This is a genomic window from Modestobacter sp. VKM Ac-2986 (assembly GCF_026967795.1).
In the GTDB taxonomy this organism is placed as follows: domain Bacteria; phylum Actinomycetota; class Actinomycetes; order Mycobacteriales; family Geodermatophilaceae; genus Modestobacter.
Map to the genome: position 1 here is coordinate 172,638 of NZ_JAPVBH010000002.1, position 16,105 is coordinate 188,742.

Sequence of the window (16,105 nt, forward strand, 5' to 3'; positions counted from 1 at the left end):
GGCCCTGAGCAGACTAGTGCGCGCCGGCGACCGGGCGGGTCAGCCGGGGACGATGCCCAGCCCGGCGGCCACGGCACCCCGGGCGTCCAGCACGGCGGCCACCCGCTCGGCCGTGGCCGGGTCGGCGGGCAGCAGCCGGACGGCGTCGTCCCCCAGCTCGATCTGCACCGGCACCGCCTCGGCCCGGGTCACGGTGAACCGTCCCTCCGGGCCCCGGGTGAAGGTGAACCGGGCGATCACCGAGTCCTCGGTGTCGTGGCCGCGGGTCGAGTGCTGGGCCAGCGCGTTGCCCAGGCCGTAGGCCGCCCACTCGCCGTCGATGCGCTCGAACGGCTGGACGACGTGCGCGTGGTGGCCGAGCACCAGGTCGACGTCGGGCGAGGCCAGCAGGGTGCGCACGGCCTCCTCCTGCCCGGCGGTGGGCTCGTGGTCGTACTCCGCGCAGCAGTGCACGCTGGCCACCACCACCTCGGCACCCGCGGCCCGGGCGGCGGCCGCGTCGGCCAGCACCCCGCTGACGTCGGGCACCGCGAAGGTGTCGACGGCCCAGGGCTCCCCCGCCGGCAGCGGCACGCCGTTGAGGGAGAAGGTCGTGGCCACGTGGCCGACCCGCACGCCGCCGACGTCGACGATGCGCGGGGTGTCGGCCTCGGCCTGGCTGCGGTACGTACCGGTGTGCGCGATCCCGGCGGCGTCGAGGGTGTCCAGGGTGCGCACCAGGCCGTCGAACCCGTCGTCGAGGGAGTGGTTGGACGCCGTCGAGCACAGGTCGTAACCGGCACCGGCGAGCGCGTCGACGACCTCGGGCTGGACCGCGAAGGCCGGGTAGCCCGAGTACGGGCCGCCGGGCGGGGCGACCGGGGTCTCCAGGTGGCAGATCGCCAGGTCGGCGGCCTGCAGCACCGGCGCCACCCCGGCGAACACCGCGGAGAAGTCGTACCCGCCGTCGGGACGGCGGGCGCCCTCGGTCAGCGAGCGGCCCTGGTGGACCAGCACGTCACCGGTGGCCACCAGCGTGAACGACTGCGGCGGCGGGGGCGCGGTCGTGGCCGCCCTGGTCGGGGACGAGGTCGTCGAAGTGGGGGCGGGCTCGGCGGCCGGGGGTGTCTGTTCGCTGCTGCAGCCGGCCAGCACGAGGACGGCGAGGAGCCCGACCGTCCGCCGCGCGGCGGGGGCGCCCCGTCCGGGAGACCGGCGCAGCGACCACCTCACGGCCGGCTCAGCCCAGCAGCCGGACGGCGTCCCCGGCGGTGACCCGGCCGGGCACGCGGACCTCGGCGTAGACGCCCAGGCAGTGCTTCGGCGTGCGGACGACCTCGAGCTCGGCGCCACCGACCTGCAGCCGCCGGCCCACCCAGTCGCGCTCGTCACCGCCGGACAGGTGCAGCAGCAGGTTGGCCCGCGGGTCGTCGGCCGAGCACCCCTCCGGGACGTCCCCGGCGGCGGCGCGGTCGATCGCCTCCCGGGAGACCAGGTGGACGGCGGCGGCGTCGACCTGCGGCCCGTCGGCGGAGCGGGCCAGCCGCACCGGGCGGCCGATCAGCTCGGTGACGGTGGTCGTGTCGGCCTCGGTGTCCCCGGTCGGCACGATCCCGGCCAGCTGCGGGGTCGTCTTCACCGTGACGCGCTCCCCGGAGCCGGCCTCGACCACCGACCACTCCCGGTCGCCGTGCAGCCCGGCCGCCTCGACCTCGACCGCCGGGACCGTGCGGCCGGCCAGGGACTTCACCGGGTAGAGGGAGATCTGGTCGACCACGCCCACGACGTCGCTCACCCGCGGCACGCTACGCGGCCGGGCCGACGTCGCGGACGGTCACGCCCCGGCGGCGCAGCCGCCGCAGCTGGGCGTCCAGGTAGGGGCGGGCGCGTCGCTGGCCCCCGCGCTCGGCGATCGCCTCGGCCAGCGCGGTCAGCGACCGCACCAGCCGCGGCTCGTCGGGGTGCCAACCGCGGCGCTGGCACTCCTCCAGCCACTCCACCGGTGCGGTGTGCCCGCGGTCGGCGTTGCACCGGCGGCAGGCGGCCACCTCGTTCTCCAGCCACGACGGCCCGCCCTTGACCCGCGGGACGACGTGCTCGGTGCTGGGCTCGACGTGCTCGCCGAACTCCCGGGCGCACCAGATGCAGGTGGGCCCGTCACGCTCGACGGCGACCCGCAGGCGGGCGGCGCGGTCCAGTGCCATCGCCGTCCATGGTGCGCCCGTCCGGGCCACCGTGCCCGCAGACGCAGAGAGGGCCAGGTCACCCGTTCCCGGGTGGACCTGGCCCTCGCGCACGGTGGGCGATACTGGGATCGAACCAGTGACCTCTTCGGTGTGAACGAAGCGCTCTACCGCTGAGCCAATCGCCCGTGCTGCAGACGATTGTGCCAGACGCTCAGTGCCACAACGGCACCCACCCCGGCACCCAGTGCGGCACGCCCGTCAGGTGCAGGGTCACCACGAGCGCGCCGTAGACGAACGCGGCGGTCAGCAACGCCACGGCGACGCGGACGACGACGGACTGGCGACCCAGCCAGTCGGTCCAGCCCTCCACCCGCCGGCGGGCGTACTCGAGCACCCGCTCGGCCCACAGGAACTCCGTCGCCAGCACGAACAGGCCGGCGAAGACGATCAGCCAGCCGGGACCGGGCAGCGGGATGGCCACGACGCCCACGGCGACGACCAGGCCGCCGACGACGCCCACACCCAGCCGGTAGGGGGCCTCGATGCTCTTGCGGGCCGCGATCCGCCGCCGCCAGCCCGACTCGGCCACCCGCTCGCGCAGGCTGCGGTCCTTCTCGTGCCCGGGCCTGACCGCGCGGGTCCGGCCGGAGGGCAGCTGCTCCCCCGGCGCGGTCCGGATGTCCTGTCCGCTCAGCTGGTCACCTGCCCGGTCGCGACGATCTCCGACGGTGTCGTCGGAGCCTGCCGTCCGGGCTCGATGCTGATGGCGTACGTGGAGTAGTCGTCGAGCCCGGTCGCCTGGGAGCCTACGGTCCGCAGGTCCATCTCGGGAGTGACCACGTCGAACGTCCCGATGGCCACCGGGGAACCGTCACGCATCCCCCAGACGACGTAGGTCTGGTTCGCCCCGTCGTTGACCGACAGCCCCTCGGCCAGCACCTGCACCTGACCGTCCCGGGCGACCACCGTGGCCACCACCTGGCCGTTCTCGGTCAGCGGTGCGATCGCGGCCCGGCCCGGCTGCAGCAGCGACTCGATCACCCGGCTCTGCTCGGCCGCGGTCGTGCGCGCGGCGTCGCGGTCGCCGGTCACCACCACGTTCCAGGCGCCCAGGGCGAGCACCGCGGCGACAGCGGCGGCGACCAGGGCGGTGGGCAGGACCCGCCGCCAGGCCGGGCGTGACTCGGCGTGGGGGGCCGGCAGCGGTGCGCGGAAGTTGCCGTAGGCGGTCGCCCCGCCCAGCGGGACGGGGGCGGGCCGCTGGACCGGCGGCTGCGCGGCCGGGGGCTCGGGCAGCGCGGCGGGCCGCACCTGCTCGGTCTCCTCGACCGCGGCGCGCAGCCGGTCGCGCAGCGCGTCGGAGGGCTCGGCCCCGGGCAGGTCGCCGGCGAGGGCGGCCATCACCTCGGAGGTGTCGGCCACGGTCTGCCGGCACCGGTCGCAGGTGTGCAGGTGGGCGGCGAAGAGCGTCTCGTCCTCGGGCTCGAGGGCGTGCAGGCCCCAGCCCACCGCGAGCTCGTCCCAGGTCCGGTGCTCGTCGTCGCGGCCGGGCTGCTGTCCGGGGGCGGTCATCGGGCGGTCCCGTCGAACGGTGTGACACCGGCTGTCCCGGGGACGCCGGTGCCGAGGGTGTCCTTGAGCCGGCGCATCCCGGCGAGCATGCGGGTCTTGACGGTGCCCAGCGGCGTGCCGGTCAGGGCCGCCACCTCACGCTGGGTGTAGCCGCCGTAGTACGCGAGCGTCAGCGCCTCCCGTTGCGGGTCGGGCAGCGCCCGCAGTGCGCTGCGCACCCGGCCGGCCTCCATCCGCTCCCAGACGTCGTCCTCGACGTCGCTGGTCTGCACGGGGGCCGCCAGGGCCAGGTCGTCCTCGGCCCGCGCCGTGCGGCGGCGGTGGGACTCCTCGCGCCGGACGGCGTCCACGGCCTTGTGGTGGACCATCGTCAGCAGCCAGGAGGCCACGCTGCCGCGGGTGCCGTCGAAGGCACCCGGGTCGCGCCAGATGCCGAGGAAGACGTCCTGGAGCACGTCCTCGGCCAGCACGTCGTCGGCGAGCACGCGGCGGGCCAGGGCGAAGGCCGGACGGCGGAAGCGCTGGTAGAGGTCGTCGACGGCGCCACGGTCGCCGGCAGCGACACGACGCAGCAGTTCGAGGTCGGCAGCGCCGTCCTCGGTGCTGCGCGCAGGTCGAGTCACGAGGCCCATGGTCACACGACGGGTTCGTCGCACGGGTCCCGAACGGTTCACTCGCGCCGACCGCGTCGCCGGGCGCGCCACCGGACGCGCCGCGAGCGGGTGACGGGTGGGACTGGTGTGACTCAGGAGGCGACAGAGGCGCGACACGCCGACGCCATGCGTGACCGGGGCCCGTTCTGGGTCGTTACAGGGACATGGCGCGCTACCCGAGGTCCGGTTGCACTGCACGAACGACCCTCCACCTGGTCGGCCCCCAGTCGTGGACGGCGGTCCCGGCGGCACTGGTCTACGACGCGAACGACCCCTTCGCCGTCCGGGTCCGCTTCGGCGACGGCGGCGAGGACGAGTTCGACCGCACCGACGACGGCCTGCACGGCTCCGGCTTCGGCGAGGACCTCCCCGACGAGGACGGCGGTGTCGAGTGGCTGCTCAGCCGCGACCTGCTGCGCGCCGGGCTCACCGGGCCGGCCGGCGAGGGCGACGTGCGGCTGTGGCCGGCCCGCGGTGGGCTCGACGTGCTGTTCCTGCAGCTGCGCGCCCCCTCGGGCGAGGCACTGTTCGAGCTGTCGGCCGCCGTCGTGGGCGACTTCCTGCGCGAGAGCGAGCAGCTCGTGGCGGTCGGGCACGAGAGCGAGGCGCTCCGGGTGGACGACGAGCTGTCGGCGCTGCTGCAGGGCGGCTCGGACCCCTCGGGGCACTGACGCGCTCCCTGCAGGTCCGCATGCGCCGCTGACCTGCAGGAACGCCCCCAGGGACACCCCGGGTACCCCCCCGGTTCAACCCCCGGATCCGGGTCGGTTAGAGTTCTCCACGCACCGCGAGAGCGGGGCACTGCGGATGTGGCTCAGTGGTAGAGCATCACCTTGCCAAGGTGAGGGTCGCGGGTTCGAATCCCGTCATCCGCTCGGAACCCCGGGCGCTGGTCTCAGGACTGGTGCCCGGCGTGCGGTGGAGTGGCCGAGAGGCGAGGCAACGGCCTGCAAAGCCGTCTACACGGGTTCAAATCCCGTCTCCACCTCGTCTCCTCCGCGGAGCACGAGCGTGGAGGTGGGTCCGGCCGCGAGGCCGGGACGGGCGATTGGCGCAGCGGTAGCGCGCTTCCCTGACACGGAAGAGGTCACTGGTTCGATCCCAGTATCGCCCACCACGACAGGCCCCAGGTCATCGACCTGGGGCCTTCGCCGTTCCCGGGCCGGCTCCCCCGGTGCCGACGTCCCGGCCGGGGTCCGGGCGTGGTGATCATCCCCACAGCCGCGGTCAGCCGAGCACCGGCGTGACCCGTTCGGCCCAGAACCGGTCCACTTCCTCGGCCAGCGCAACCCGGTCCCCGTCGTTGTGCAGCACCACGTCGGCCACGGCCCGGCGCTCCTCGTCCGTCGCCTGGCTGGCCATCCGGGCCCGGGCGTCCGCCGCCGACAGTCCTCGGCCCACCAGCCGCTCCACCCGGGTGCCCGGGTCGGCCTGCACGACGAGCACCAGGTCGAAGTCGCCGGCCTGGCCGGTCTCCACCAGCAGGGGCACGTCCTGCACCACGACGGCGTCCGGCGGGGCGGCAGCGACGAGCTCAGCGGCCCGGGCGCGCACGAGCGGGTGCACGATCCCATCGAGCCGGGCGCGGGCGGCCGGGTCGCCGAACACGATCGACGCCAGCGCGGCCCGGTCGAGGGCACCGTCGGCGGTCAGCACGCCGTCGCCGAACTCCGCGACCACGGCGGCCAGCCCCGGGGTGCCTGGCTCGACCACCTCCCGGGCGATCCGGTCGGCGTCCACCACCTGCGCCCCGCGCTCGGCCAGCAGTGCGGCCACCGTGCTCTTGCCCGACCCGATGCCACCGGTCAACCCGATCCTCAACACCCTGCGGACCCTATGCGGCCTCCGTCCCACCCACCCTGCGCACGCTCGGGGCGGGGCCCTGGACGGGGTCGGGAACAGCCGTTGGTATCGGCTTGGTCACGGCGCGTCGCGCCCGGCGCGTCGTGCTCCAGTCCCACCAGTCACAGGACTTACCTTTCGTCCCGGTGGACCTCCCCCGCCACAGCAGAGAGGCAGCGACCATGTCCCGTTCCACGAGCACTGGCACACCGTCGGCTGTCGGCACCCTCCCCCGTGGCCGGCACCGCATCGAGAACCCCGCGGGGCTGCGCGTCGCCGACCTGCCCGGCGTGCGCATGGCGCGACCGCAGACCCGGCGCGGGACGGCCTTCTTCCGGGCGCTCGTGCCCAGCTTCTCCGCCGGCCGGCACACCTGGGCCGCGCTGGCCAACGCCGGCGGCCGCCCGCGCACCGCGTTCGCGATCATCCTCAGCCTCTGACCCACCCCGGGGCGTCCCCGCCCCGCAGGCGCCCGCTCGGCGGGCGCGTCAGCCGGTCGGCGAGGCGCCGGCCGTGCCCTCCGGGGCCGGGCTGTCGGCGGCGAGCACGGCGCCCATGAGCGACTGCAGCGCCGTCTGCGTGCCGGGGGCGTCCAGGACGCCCGGCACGAGGGACAACGAGTAGGTGCGGGTGTCGACGGTGGCGATGAGCGTCGTCTCGTCGGGCCCGCTCAGCAGGACGGCCGAGCTGCCGGGCACCACGGCCTGGTCGGCGCGCACCCCTTGGGCCTGCTGCGCGTCGACCGTCGCGCCGACCCGGTCCGCCGCCGCCTGCGCGTCGGTGTAGCTGAAGACCGACAGCTGCAGCAGCGGGTCACCCGCCGCCGCGTCCTCGGTGGCCGGGAGGACCCCGAAGCCGCAGGTGACCCGACCGGTGCGGCCGATCTCGGGCTCCGGGGTGCCGACGGTGAAGGTGGTCTCCCCGGGCAGCGGCGTGCCGAGGACGTCGTCGACCTGTTGCAGCGACAGCAGTCCCGAGCAGCCCTCGGGCAGCTCGTAGACCGGTGCCGCCGTGGTGGCGGGGGCCGACGTCGACGGCGGTGGTGCACTGCTGGTGGCGACGACCACCGGGGCGGCGTCCGGGGTGCTGCTGCACCCGGCGAGCACCACCAACCCCACCAGCCCCACGAACGACCGTGCGCCGCCCACCCGGGTGGGTGGACGGCGCACGGTCATGTGCTGCTCAGGTCAGCCGCGAGGTCACTCGCCGCCGGCGAGCTTGGCCCGCAGGGCAGCCAGGGCCTCGTCGGAGGCCAGGGTGCCACCGGTCGAGGCGCCGCTCTCGTCGTCGTCGGCCTCGGCGGCGCTGGAGTAGCTGCCACCGGCAGCTGCCTCGGCGTCGGCCGCCTTGGCCTCGGCGATCTGCTTGCGGTGCGCCTCGAAGCGGGCCTGGGCGTCGGCGTACTGCTTCTCCCAGCGCTCGCGGGCCTCGTCGTAGCCCTCGAGCCACTCGCCGGTCTCCGGGTCGAAGCCCTCGGGGTAGATGTAGTTGCCCTGCTCGTCGTAGGACGCGGACATGCCGTAGGCGGCGGGGTCGAACTGCTCCTCGTCGCCGATGACGCCCTCGTTGGCCTGCTTGAGCGACAGCGAGATGCGGCGGCGGTCCAGGTCGATGTCGATGACCTTGACCAGGATCTCGTCGCCGACCTGCACGACCTGCTCCGGGATCTCCACGTGGCGCTCGGCCAGCTCGGAGATGTGCACCAGGCCCTCGATGCCCTCGTCGACACGCACGAACGCACCGAAGGGCACCAGCTTGGTGACCTTGCCGGGCACGACCTGCCCGATCTGGTGGGTACGGGCGAACTGACGCCACGGGTCCTCCTGCGTCGCCTTCAGCGACAGGGAGACCCGCTCACGGTCCAGGTCGACGTCGAGGACCTCGACGGTGACCTCCTGGCCGACCTCGACGACCTCGGAGGGGTGGTCGATGTGCTTCCAGGACAGCTCGGAGACGTGCACCAGGCCGTCGACGCCGCCCAGGTCCACGAAGGCACCGAAGTTGACGATCGAGGACACGACGCCCGTGCGGACCTGGCCCTTGGCGAGCTTGTTGAGGAACTCGCTGCGGACCTCGGACTGGGTCTGCTCCAGCCACTGGCGACGGGAGAGGACGACGTTGTTGCGGTTCTTGTCGAGCTCGATGATCTTCGCCTCGAGCTCGCGGCCCACGTAGGGCTGCAGGTCGCGGACGCGACGCATCTCGACCAGCGAGGCGGGGAGGAACCCGCGCAGGCCGATGTCGAGGATCAGGCCGCCCTTGACGACCTCGATGACGGTGCCGGTGACGACCTCGTCGGCTTCCTTCTTGGCCTCGATCGTGCCCCAGGCGCGCTCGTACTGTGCGCGCTTCTTGGACAGGATCAGCCGGCCCTCCTTGTCCTCCTTCTGGAGGACGAGGGCTTCCACCTCGTCGCCGACCTTGACGACCTCGGTGGGGTCGACGTCGTGCTTGATGGAGAGCTCACGCGAGGGGATGACGCCCTCGGTCTTGTAGCCGATGTCCAGCAGCACCTCGTCCCGGTCGACCTTGACGATCACGCCTTCGACGATGTCGCCGTCGTTGAAGTACTTGATGGTCTGGTCGATGGCGGCGAGGAAGTCCTCGGCGGTGCCGATGTCGTTCACCGCGACCTGGGGGGTGCTGTCGGGACGGACCTGGGTGGAGGTCATGAAGTCGAGTGCTCCGGACGGGGGATGCGAAGGGACAGGACACCCGTGGCCCTGCGGACCACGGGAGGAGTTCACGGGAGAGGGCGTGCCGAGCTCCCCGGACAGGGGGTCGTCGCCACAGACCTCAGGCGTGGTCCTCCATGGTACGTACCTCCGCCGACCCGGTCCATCCGGGTCCGGCCCCGGGACGGGCCTCCCCGACGTGTCACGATCGGCCGGCCATGGACCAGACCCCCGGACCGCGCCCGCCCGCCGCCCTGCCCCTCGCCGAGGACGGCTACCCGGCCGCCGGCGGGGTCACCCGGCGGCCCACCGGGCAGGTCGAGTCAGCCCGGGCCAACCGCGGCTGGTGGGACGCCGCGGCCCCGGCCTACCTGGCCGAGCACGGCTCGGACCTGGGCGACGCCGACTTCCTGTGGTGCCCCGAGGGGCTGCGCGAGGCCGACGCGCACCTGCTCGGCGACGTCGTCGGCCGGCGGGTGCTGGAGATCGGCTGCGGCTCGGCCCCCTGCTCCCGCTGGCTGCGACTGGCCGGCGCCTCCCCGGTCGCCCTCGACGTCTCCGGCGGCATGCTCGCCCGGGCCGCGGAGCTCAACCGCAGCACCGGGGTCGACGTCCCGCTGCTGCAGGCCGACGCGGGCGCCCTGCCGCTGGCCGACGCGAGCGTCGACCTGGCCTGCTCGGCCTTCGGCGGGCTGCCCTTCGTCAGTGACGCCCGCGCGGTGCTCACCGAGGTGGCCCGGGTGCTGGTGCCCGGCGGCCGGCTCGTCGCCTCGGTCAACCACCCGATGCGCTGGCCGATGCCGGACTCCCCCGACCCCGAGGACCTGCGGGTCGTGGGCTCCTACTTCGACCGCACGCCCTACGTCGAGACCGACGACCGCGGCCGCACCGTCTACGTCGAGCACCACCGCACGGTCGGCGACTGGGTGCGGGCGGTGGTGGGCGCGGGCTTCGTGCTCACCGACCTCCTCGAGCCGGAGTGGACGGCCGGGCGCACCGAGACCTGGGGGCAGTGGTCACCCGAGCGCGGCGCGCTGGTGCCGGGCACGCTGGTCCTGGTCTGCGACCTCCCGGCCTGAGCCCGCGCACCGCGGGCGGGTGCCCCGGGCACGGTCATCCGGGCAGCAGGACCAGCCGGGCGCCCGACCCCGCGGCGGTGCGCTCCCACGCCTCCCGCGCGCCGGCCAGCGGCAGCGTCTCGTGCGCGACGGACAGCTGCCCCGCGGCGGCGACCGCCAGGACCGCCTGCAGCGCCGCGGCCCGCTGCCCGGTGGTCAGCGCGTTGTTCGTGTAGCCGAGCACCGCCGCCCCCCGGCTGCGCAGCACCGCCGAGGACAGCTCCGCGGTGTCCCCCGCCGCGCTGCCCAGGTTGACCAGTCGGCCGCCCGGGGCGAGGGCCCGGCTCGCGGCGGTGGCCACCGGGCCGAACACCGGGTCGACGACGACGTCGGCCGCGCCGCCGCATGCCTCCGCCAACTGCACGGCCAGCTCGTCGACGCCCGCGCCGAGCTCGACGACGACGTCGGCACCGGCTGCCCGGGCCCGCGCGGCCGAGGCGCCCGGCCGGCTCACCGCGACGACCCGGCCCGCCCCCAGCGCCCGCGCCGCCCCGACCGCGGCCTGCCCGACCGCCCCGCCCGCGCCGAGGACCAGCACCCGCTCCCCCGGCTGCAGCTGCGCCCGCCAGGTGAGCGCCATCCAGGCGGCGACGCCGGACAGCCCGATCGCGGCCACCGCGGCGTCGGTCAGCCCGTCGTCGGGCGCCAGGGGCATGACGTCGGCGTCCGGCACGCTGCACTGCCGGGCGTGGCTGCCGTCGCCCGGGGCCATGCCGGCCGAGGTGGCGACGAAGACCCGCGCGCCCACCGGGTGCACCGCCGAGTCCAGCACCACGCCGACGCCCTGCACCCCCGGCACGTACGGGACGGCGGGCCGGCCGAAGTACGACGTCCCGGAGGCGCAGAGCAGGTCCAGCGGGACGACCGGGGCGGCGGTCACCCGGACCAGCGTGCGGCCCGGCTGCGGCTCCGGGACCGGGTGCTCGCCGACCTCGGGCGGCTGCCCGGGCGCGGTGACCACGGCGGCCGGGGAGCTGCCCCGCGGCACCGGGGCGCCCATCAGGTGCTGATGTCGGGGTAGGGCATGGACAGGTGGTCCATGGCCCGCGCGTACGCCCGCTGGTACTCCATCGGCCCGTGGTCGCGCTCGAACATCGCGATGAACAGGGTGAGCGTCAGGAACGGGTGGGCGCCCATGGTGAACAGCGCGACGTGGTCGTGCTCGGCCAGGGCGCGCCGCTCGTCGTCGTCGAAGGCCAGCCAGGTGGTCCGCTCGGCGGCGGTGGAGTTGAGCAGCGTGTTGGCCATCTCCGCCTCCCACCAGGTCACCGTGCCGGCCGGGTCCTCGCGGTAGCGCTCGGTGAGCTCGGGGTCCCGGTCGACGGTGAACAGGAACTTGTCCAGCAGGTACCGGCTCATGACCTCTCCTCACCGACCGTCGACGGGCGTGCGTCCCGGAGCCCGCTCACCGGGGATCCCCCTGCGGGTACCAGGTGAAGTAGGCCTCCATCGTGTGGAACAGGTCCAGGGTGTCGACGTGGTCGGCCTTCTGGCCCGCGCCGGCCACGCCCATCATCAGCATGAAGTCCATGAACCCGTGGGTCGCGTTGCCCGGGTGGTGCAGGCTGTCCAGCGTCACCTCGGCCAGGCAGCCCTCGATGTCGCCGTTCGCGATCCACCCCACGGCCTTGCGGTCGAACTCCGGGTCGGGCCCGTGCTCGCCGAACTGGCGCGGGCCGCCCAGCTCCAGGCTCAGGTGGCCGGTGCCGATGACCGCCACCCGCTTGTCGCTGTCCCAGGACTCGACCATCTCCCGCAGCGCCTGCCCGAGTGCGACGAACCGCTGGGGCCGGGGCATCGGCGGGGCGAAGATGTTGGTGTAGACCGGCACGATCGGCAGGTCGGCCTCGGGCCGCAGCGTGATGATCGGGCAGGTGATGCTGTGGTCGATCCGCAGCTCGTTGCTGAACGCCAGGTCGAAGTCACGGTCCAGCCCGTCGCGCAGCAGGTGCGCGGCCAGCTCCTCCTCCCCGCGCAGCGTCATCCTGGGCAGGCCGAACTCGCGCTCCTCGTTGTGCCAGTTGGCGTCGAAGAACGGCGCCTTGCCCACCAGGAACTGCGGCATGTTGTCCAGCCACAGCTGGTGGAAGTGGTCGCTGCCGACCATCACCAGGACGTCGGGCCGGGCGGCGGTCAGCGTCTCCCGGAACCGCTCGATCTTGGCCACCCACTCGTCGGCGAACGGGGGGCGGTCCGCGCCGGTGGAGGTGCTGGCGCGGTAGTAGAAGGGGTGGTGGGTGGACGCGACGACCGCGACCAGTTCAGCCATGGGGACCTCCGGTGGTCTCGGCGGGCAGCGCAGGGGGGACGTAGGGGTCCGGGTCGACCGACCGGTTGTTGAGGTCGACCGAGAGGAAGACGTCGTTGGCGACCGGGTGCCGGATCTCCTCGGCCAGCTGGCCGATCAGCCCGGCGGTGCGGGCCAGCAGCGCGAAACCGCGCAGCAGCTCCAGCGGCAGGCCCAGGTCGGCCAGTGCGGCGCCGCAGACGCCGGCCCCGTTGAGCGGCAGCGTCCGGCCCAGCACCTGCGGGTGGACCCGGCCGATCGCGGCGAACAGCGACAGGTGCGGGCCGACCAGCCCCTCCTCGGTCGCGATCTGGAACAGCCGCGGGGTGCGCGGGTCGCCGTCCTTGTGCACGTGGTGACCCAGGCCCGGCACGAACCGGCGGGCCGCGCGCTGGGCGGTGACCGTCGCCAGGGCGAGGGCGTCCCAGCCGGCGTCGTCGGTGGGCAGGTCGCCGTCGACGCCGGTGAGCACGTCGTGCAGGAAGCGGCCGCAGTCCTCGGTGACGCCGAGGAACCGGCTGCCCCCGCCGAGCAGGCCGGCGGCGAGCGCGCCCTGCACGGAGTCCGGCGCCGACAGGTAGGTCAGCCGGGTCACGATCGCGGTGGGCGTGAACCCGTGGTCGGCCAGGGCGGCCAGCACCGCCTCGAACACCCGGGTCTCCCCCGGGCCGGGACGGCGCTGGGTGGCCAGCCAGAAGGCGAGCTCGCCGAAGCCGACGGTGCCCATGACGTCACGGGCGAGGTCGGAGCCCAGCAGGGTGATCGACTCCCGGCTCGAGGCGCCCAGCGCGGTGGGGTACTCCGTCATCGTCCGACTCCGCCTTCGTTCCGCTCCTCGGTCGCTGGCGCTCCCTGCGATGCTCGCTCAGGCGTCGTCTCCACGGGTGTCGTCATGCCCGCTCCTCGGGGGTGGTCAGCCAGCGGCGGACCTCGGCGCCGTGCTCGTCGAGCCCGGGCGGCGGCAGCCGGTAGCCGACCGGCGTCCCGGAGAAGGTGATCGGGTTGCGGACCATCGGGACGGCGTCGTCACCCTCCCCCACCTCGACCACGGGGTCCAGGCCGATCCCCTCGGCGAAGGCCACGCCCTGGTCGACGGTGTTGATCGGCCCGCAGGGCACGCCTGCGGCGATGATGTCGGTGAACCAGTCGAGCTTGGAGCGGGTCTGCAGCCGCTCGACCAGCAGCGGGCGGAGCTGGTCGCGGTTGGCCGTGCGGTCCTCGTTGCGGGCGAAGCGCGGGTCCTCGGCCAGCTCCGGGACGCCGAGCACCTGCACCAGCTTGCGGAACTGGCCGTTGTTGCCGGCGGTGACGATCAGGTCGCCGTCGGCGCAGGGCAGCGGCTCGTAGGGGAACAGGCTCGGGTGGCTGTTGCCCATCCGGAACGGGACGACGCCGCCGGCGACGACCGCGCTGGCGTGGTTGACCAGCCCGGACAGCGCCGAGGACAGCAGGTTGACCTCCACGTGCTGACCCCGGCCGGTCTCGTGCCGGGAGTTGAGCGCGGCCAGGACGCCGATGGTGGCGTGCAGGCCGGCCATCACGTCGAAGACGGAGATGCCGGCCCGGTACGGCTCACCCTCGGGGTCGCCGGTGAGGCTCATCAGCCCGGAGATCGCCTGGACGATCAGGTCGTAGCCGGGCAGCTCGGCGCCGCCGGGCTGGCTGCCGAACCCGGTGATCGAGGCGTAGACGACGCGGGGGTTGGTGGCCGCGACGGTGTCGAAGTCCAGCCCGAAGCGGGCCAGGCCACCGCTCTTGAAGTTCTCGATGACCACGTCGGCCCGGCGGGCCAGCTCGCGGGCCACCGCCAGGTCGTCGGGGTCCTTGAGGTCCAGGGCCACCGAGCGCTTGTTGCGGTTGACGCCCAGGTAGTACGTGGACACCTCACCGCGGACCGGCGGCTGCCAGCTGCGGGTGTCGTCACCGGCCGGGCCCTCGACCTTGACCACCTCGGCGCCCATGTCGGCGAGGAGCATGGTGGCGTACGGACCGGCCAGGATCCGCGAGAAGTCGGCCACCAGCAGTCCGGCCAGGGGCCCGCGCCCGGGCTCGACGCCCGGCACAGGTGGTGGCGCGCTCATGGATCCCCTCCCGCTGACGCCGCAGGACGGACAGGCGTCCGCCGTTGGATGACCGGCAGTCTCAGCCGCCAGTCCCGGCTGTGTCAAGGCTGATGAGTGAACTGGGTCACCGGACTGCACGGTCTTGACAGCGTGTGCCAGATCACTCCACAGTGGCCGGGGCGGCGACGCGGCCGCCAGACGGACGGCTGTCCGTCCCTGTCCCGAGGAGATCCTCCGATGGTCCACCCCGACAACGGCGTCGAGCAGCCGGCGGCCGGCCGTCCGGTCGTGCTGCGCGGCGGCACCGTGCTGACCATGGACGCGGCGCACACCGTCCTCACCGACGCCGACGTGCTGGTCGTCGACGACCGGATCGCCGCCGTGGGCCGGCAGCTCGACGTCCCCGAGGGCACCGCCGAGGTGGACGCGACCGGCGGCATCGTGATGCCCGGGATGATCGACACCCACCGGCACATGTGGCAGACGGCCATGCGCGGCTACGGCGCCGACTGGACGCTCACCCAGTACTTCGTCTGGTACTACCTCGAGCACGGGAGGGCCTTCCGCCCCGAGGACGTGCACGCGGGCAACCTGCTGTCGGCCTGGGACGCCCTCGAGGCCGGCGTCACCACCACCGTCGACTGGTCGCACGGGCTGCAGACCGTCGACCACGCCGAGGCCGCCGCCGACGCCCTGCTCGCCGTCCCCGGTCGGTTCGTGCTGGCCTACGGCAACATCCAGGCCGGGCCCTGGGAGTGGGCCACCGACGGGAGCGTGCAGGCGTTCCTCCGCCGCCGCCGGGACGAGGGCCGGCTGGGGCTGCAGCTGGCCTTCGACGTCACCGGCGACCCGGCGTTCCCGGAGAAGGCCGCGTTCGAGGCCGCCCGCGAGCTCGACCTGCCCGTCACCACCCACGCTGGCGTGTGGGGTGCGACCAACGACGACGGCATCCGGCTGATGCACGAGCACGGCTTCATGACCCCCGAGACGGTCTACGTGCACGCGGCCACGCTGACCGCCGACTCTTACCACCGGATCGCGGCCACCGGCGGCTCGATCTCGGTGTCGACGGAGTCCGAGCAGAGCGCCGGGCAGGGCTACCCGCCCACCTGGCAGGTGCGTCAGCACGGCATCCCGGTGTCGCTGTCGATGGACACCAGCGTGTGGTGGAGCAGCGACCTGTTCTCCGCGATGCGGACGACGCTGGGCGCCGACCGGTCCCGTGAGCACATGGAGGCCCACGAGAAGGGCGAGACCGTCACCTCGGTGCACCTGCGCGCCGAGCAGGTCGTCGACTGGGCGACCCGCGGTGGCGCCCAGGCCCTGGGCCGCGACGACCTGGGCAGTCTCGAGGTGGGCAAGAAGGCCGACGTGGTGCTGATCAAGAACGACCGCTCGCCGGTGTCCTTCCCGCTGCTCAACCCCTACGGGCACGTCGCCTTCCAGGCCCAGCGCGGCGACGTGCACACCGTCCTGGTCGACGGCCGGGTGGTGAAGAGCGAGCACCAGCTGGTCGGCGCCGACCTCGCCGCGGTGCGTCGCAGCGTCGACGCCACCGTCGAGCACCTGCGCGCGAGCATGGGCGAGGAGGCGTGGACCGCCGGGATGAACCCGGAGCTGCCGAGCGAGGAGCTGCTGGACAACCCCTACAGCTACACCGAGTACAAGTCGGCCAGCACGCACGGCGCCCGCCGCAGCGACGAGCTGGGCGACGAGATCGGCTGACCGGC

Annotated in this window: 18 protein-coding genes and 4 tRNA genes; 7 read left to right on the forward strand and 15 right to left on the reverse strand. The window is 74.2% G+C overall.

The genetic code is table 11. From position 1 onward, the window contains the following. Nucleotides 1-39: 39 nt before the first annotated feature. The 7 genes from O2W14_RS05085 to O2W14_RS05115 form a co-directional block, all read right to left on the reverse strand. Nucleotides 40-1,011, reverse strand: coding sequence for a CapA family protein (locus O2W14_RS05085; protein WP_269174995.1), 972 nt, complete (start codon nucleotides 1,009-1,011; stop codon nucleotides 40-42). Between the two features lie 208 nt (nucleotides 1,012-1,219). Continuing rightward, nucleotides 1,220-1,774, reverse strand: coding sequence for an MOSC N-terminal beta barrel domain-containing protein (locus O2W14_RS05090; RefSeq protein WP_269174996.1), 555 nt, complete (start codon nucleotides 1,772-1,774; stop codon nucleotides 1,220-1,222). Nucleotides 1,775-1,784: 10 nt separating this feature from the next. Next, the gene (locus tag O2W14_RS05095; protein WP_269174997.1) at nucleotides 1,785-2,183 is read right to left on the reverse strand and encodes an HNH endonuclease; all 399 of its coding nucleotides are present in this window, start codon (nucleotides 2,181-2,183) and stop codon (nucleotides 1,785-1,787) included. Nucleotides 2,184-2,278: 95 nt separating this feature from the next. Beyond that, a tRNA-Val gene (locus O2W14_RS05100) sits at nucleotides 2,279-2,350 on the reverse strand. 26 nt (nucleotides 2,351-2,376) lie between these two features. After that, entirely contained in the window at nucleotides 2,377-2,754 is a 378-nt protein-coding gene (locus O2W14_RS05105; RefSeq protein ID WP_269174998.1) for a TIGR02611 family protein, read from the reverse strand. Between the two features lie 101 nt (nucleotides 2,755-2,855). Beyond that, the gene (locus O2W14_RS05110) at nucleotides 2,856-3,737 is read right to left on the reverse strand and encodes an anti-sigma factor domain-containing protein (RefSeq protein WP_269174999.1); all 882 of its coding nucleotides are present in this window, start codon (nucleotides 3,735-3,737) and stop codon (nucleotides 2,856-2,858) included. Next, the gene (locus tag O2W14_RS05115; protein WP_269175000.1) at nucleotides 3,734-4,369 is read right to left on the reverse strand and encodes a sigma-70 family RNA polymerase sigma factor; all 636 of its coding nucleotides are present in this window, start codon (nucleotides 4,367-4,369) and stop codon (nucleotides 3,734-3,736) included. Before O2W14_RS05115 ends, O2W14_RS05110 begins: the two co-directional genes overlap by 4 nt. A 185-nt stretch (nucleotides 4,370-4,554) precedes the next feature. Between O2W14_RS05115 and O2W14_RS05120 the strand changes: the two genes are divergently transcribed. From O2W14_RS05120 to O2W14_RS05135, 4 genes are all read left to right on the forward strand, one after another. Then, the gene (locus tag O2W14_RS05120; RefSeq protein ID WP_269175001.1) at nucleotides 4,555-5,061 is read left to right on the forward strand and encodes an SsgA family sporulation/cell division regulator; all 507 of its coding nucleotides are present in this window, start codon (nucleotides 4,555-4,557) and stop codon (nucleotides 5,059-5,061) included. 132 nt (nucleotides 5,062-5,193) lie between these two features. Then, nucleotides 5,194-5,265: transfer RNA gene (locus tag O2W14_RS05125), tRNA-Gly, on the forward strand. Between the two features lie 42 nt (nucleotides 5,266-5,307). Continuing rightward, nucleotides 5,308-5,378 (forward strand) — tRNA-Cys (locus O2W14_RS05130). A gap of 54 nt (nucleotides 5,379-5,432) precedes the next feature. Next, a tRNA-Val gene (locus O2W14_RS05135) sits at nucleotides 5,433-5,507 on the forward strand. A 110-nt stretch (nucleotides 5,508-5,617) separates the two neighbouring features. On the opposite strand, the gene coaE is transcribed toward O2W14_RS05135, so the two are convergent. Further along, nucleotides 5,618-6,214, reverse strand: coding sequence for a dephospho-CoA kinase (gene coaE / locus O2W14_RS05140; RefSeq protein ID WP_269175002.1), 597 nt, complete (start codon nucleotides 6,212-6,214; stop codon nucleotides 5,618-5,620). Between the two features lie 200 nt (nucleotides 6,215-6,414). Between coaE and O2W14_RS05145 the strand changes: the two genes are divergently transcribed. Continuing rightward, the gene (locus O2W14_RS05145; protein ID WP_269175003.1) at nucleotides 6,415-6,672 is read left to right on the forward strand and encodes a hypothetical protein; all 258 of its coding nucleotides are present in this window, start codon (nucleotides 6,415-6,417) and stop codon (nucleotides 6,670-6,672) included. A gap of 48 nt (nucleotides 6,673-6,720) precedes the next feature. Here the strand turns inward: O2W14_RS05145 and O2W14_RS05150 are convergent, their stop codons facing one another. Further along, nucleotides 6,721-7,401: a hypothetical protein gene (locus O2W14_RS05150; protein ID WP_269175004.1), complete on the reverse strand. Its 681-nt coding sequence runs from the start codon at nucleotides 7,399-7,401 to the stop codon at nucleotides 6,721-6,723. Between the two features lie 30 nt (nucleotides 7,402-7,431). After that, complete coding sequence (gene rpsA, locus O2W14_RS05155) at nucleotides 7,432-8,904, reverse strand: 30S ribosomal protein S1 (protein WP_269175005.1); 1,473 nt, start codon at nucleotides 8,902-8,904, stop codon at nucleotides 7,432-7,434. Between the two features lie 221 nt (nucleotides 8,905-9,125). Here rpsA and O2W14_RS05160 point away from each other — a divergent pair, with 221 nt between their 5' ends. Beyond that, a complete protein-coding gene (locus O2W14_RS05160; protein WP_269175006.1) occupies nucleotides 9,126-9,986 on the forward strand; it encodes a class I SAM-dependent methyltransferase in 861 nt (286 codons plus the stop codon). A 34-nt stretch (nucleotides 9,987-10,020) separates the two neighbouring features. On the opposite strand, the gene O2W14_RS05165 is transcribed toward O2W14_RS05160, so the two are convergent. From O2W14_RS05165 to O2W14_RS05185, 5 genes are all read right to left on the reverse strand, one after another. Continuing rightward, nucleotides 10,021-11,025 (reverse strand): quinone oxidoreductase family protein, encoded by a 1,005-nt coding sequence (locus tag O2W14_RS05165; protein WP_269175007.1) that lies wholly within the window; start codon nucleotides 11,023-11,025, stop codon nucleotides 10,021-10,023. Next, nucleotides 11,025-11,384, reverse strand: coding sequence for a hypothetical protein (locus O2W14_RS05170; protein ID WP_269175008.1), 360 nt, complete (start codon nucleotides 11,382-11,384; stop codon nucleotides 11,025-11,027). Before O2W14_RS05170 ends, O2W14_RS05165 begins: the two co-directional genes overlap by 1 nt. Before the next feature lie 46 nt (nucleotides 11,385-11,430). Beyond that, nucleotides 11,431-12,294 carry an extradiol ring-cleavage dioxygenase gene (locus tag O2W14_RS05175; protein ID WP_269175009.1) on the reverse strand — a complete coding sequence of 288 codons (864 nt, stop codon included), beginning with the start codon at nucleotides 12,292-12,294 and terminating at the stop codon, nucleotides 11,431-11,433. Continuing rightward, nucleotides 12,287-13,120: a citryl-CoA lyase gene (locus O2W14_RS05180; RefSeq protein WP_269175010.1), complete on the reverse strand. Its 834-nt coding sequence runs from the start codon at nucleotides 13,118-13,120 to the stop codon at nucleotides 12,287-12,289. The genes O2W14_RS05175 and O2W14_RS05180 overlap by 8 nt, the downstream gene beginning before the upstream one ends. Nucleotides 13,121-13,202: 82 nt before the next feature. Continuing rightward, nucleotides 13,203-14,393: a CaiB/BaiF CoA transferase family protein gene (locus O2W14_RS05185; protein WP_269175011.1), complete on the reverse strand. Its 1,191-nt coding sequence runs from the start codon at nucleotides 14,391-14,393 to the stop codon at nucleotides 13,203-13,205. 219 nt (nucleotides 14,394-14,612) lie between these two features. On the opposite strand from O2W14_RS05185, the gene O2W14_RS05190 reads away from it, so the two are divergent. After that, complete coding sequence (locus tag O2W14_RS05190; RefSeq protein ID WP_269175012.1) at nucleotides 14,613-16,100, forward strand: amidohydrolase family protein; 1,488 nt, start codon at nucleotides 14,613-14,615, stop codon at nucleotides 16,098-16,100. The last annotated feature ends 5 nt before the right edge of the window (nucleotides 16,101-16,105 follow it).